The sequence below is a fragment of the Kineococcus glutinatus genome, from assembly GCF_039542765.1.
Taxonomy (GTDB): Bacteria; Actinomycetota; Actinomycetes; order Actinomycetales; family Kineococcaceae; genus Kineococcus_A; species Kineococcus_A glutinatus.
In genome coordinates this window covers 1-1669 of the sequence record NZ_BAABIL010000783.1, presented here as the reverse complement: position 1 = coordinate 1669, position 1669 = coordinate 1, and the positions used below count along the sequence as shown (strand labels likewise).

The following is a 1669-nucleotide window of genomic DNA, read 5'->3' as shown; positions in this document are numbered from 1 at the left end:
ACCGGTTCCGACGACACCGGTTCCGACGACACCGGTTCCGACGACACCGGTTCCGACGACCGGGACGGTGCGACGCCGCGCGACGCCGCGGACGCCGGGGCGTGAGCGAGCGCCCGCAGCCCGACCCCCTCACCGGGCGCCGGCAGCTCGCCGCCGCCCGACGCGTGGTCGTCAAGATCGGCTCCTCCTCGCTGACCACCCCCGCGGGGGGCATCGACGGACCCCGCCTGGAGGCGCTGGCGGCCGTCCTGGCCGAGCGGCGCCGCACCGGTGGTGAGGTCGTGCTCGTCTCCTCCGGCGCCATCGCCGCCGGCCTGGCCCCCCTCGGCCTGGAACGCCGGCCCCGCGACCTCGCCAGCCAGCAGGCCGCCGCGAGCGTCGGGCAGGGGCTCCTGCTGGCCCGCTACACGGCGGCGTTCGGTGCACGCGGCCTCACCGTCGGGCAGGTGCTGCTGACCGCCGACGACGTGGCGCGCCGCAGCCACTACGCCAACGCCCAGCGGACCCTGGAGCGGCTGCTCGCCCTCGGGGTGGTGCCCGTCGTCAACGAGAACGACACCGTCGCCACGCACGAGATCCGCTTCGGTGACAACGACCGGCTCGCCGCCCTGGTGGCGCACCTCGTGCGCGCCGACGCCCTCGTGCTGCTCTCCGACGTCGACGCCCTCTACGACGCCCCGCCGCAGCGGCCCGGCGCCCGGCGCATCCCCGAGGTCGCCGCCCCGGCGGACCTGGAGGGGGTGCGCATCGGCAGCACCGGCAGCGGGGTGGGCACCGGCGGCATGACGACGAAGGTCGACGCCGCGTCGACCGCGGTGGCCGCGGGGGTGCCCGCCCTCGTCACCTCCGCCGCCCTGGCCGCCGAGGCGCTGTCCGGCGCGGACGTGGGCACCTGGTTCGCGGTGCCCACCGACCGCCGGGGCCGGCGCCGCAGCTCCCGGATGCTGTGGCTGGCGCACGCCGCGGCCCCCGCCGGGCGCCTGGAGCTCGACGACGGCGCGGTCGCGGCGGTGCTCGAGCGGCGCTCCTCGCTGCTGCCGGCGGGGGTGACGACCGTGCGCGGGGACTTCCGGGTGGGTGACCCGGTGGAGCTCGTCGACCGATTCGGCCGCGCGCTGGCGCGGGGACTGGTGAACTACTCCTCGGAGGAGCTGCCGGCCATGCTCGGGCGCAGCACCCGCGAGCTCGCGGGCACGTGGGGTCCGGGCTACGAGCGGGAGGTCGTGCACCGCGACCACCTCGTGCTGCTCCCCGGCTGAGCGCGCCGGTGCGAGCGGGGCGCGGGACGGACGCGGGTCGCTGCCGGGCGGGCAGCGGGGACGGAGCCAGGGTGGCTGACGCGCAGCTGTGGTCGGTGACGCTCACCGTCGCCGGTGACGCCGTGGATCCCGCGCAGCTGCGGGCCGGCCTGGAGCGGCTGGTCGGTGAGCGGCCGTTCCTCTCCAGCGTGCGCTACTGCGCCGACCGCGCCGAGGTGCGCTATTGGGACGAGGCGGACGGCCTCGACGACGCCGCGGCGATGGCGCTGCGGCTGTGGGGGGAGCACCGCCGCAGCGCCGGGCTGCCCGACTGGCGGCCGGTGGGGCTGGAGGTCGTCGACCGCGGCACGGTGGAGCACCGCGCGGCGCGGGTCGCGGGACCGCGCGCGTGGGGCCGCGGCCGCGGCGCG

At 78.3% G+C, this 1669-nt stretch carries 2 protein-coding genes; both read left to right on the top strand.

Features of this window, described 5'->3' with window-relative positions; genetic code table 11:
* The first annotated feature begins 101 nt into the window (after nt 1–101).
* Nucleotides 102–1259: a glutamate 5-kinase gene (proB, locus tag ABEB16_RS21390; protein ID WP_345714195.1), complete on the top strand. Its 1158-nt coding sequence runs from the start codon at nt 102–104 to the stop codon at nt 1257–1259.
* Nucleotides 1260–1330: 71 nt separating this feature from the next.
* On the top strand, nt 1331–1669 hold a 339-nt coding region (locus ABEB16_RS21385; RefSeq protein WP_345714194.1), incomplete at its 3' end, for a hypothetical protein.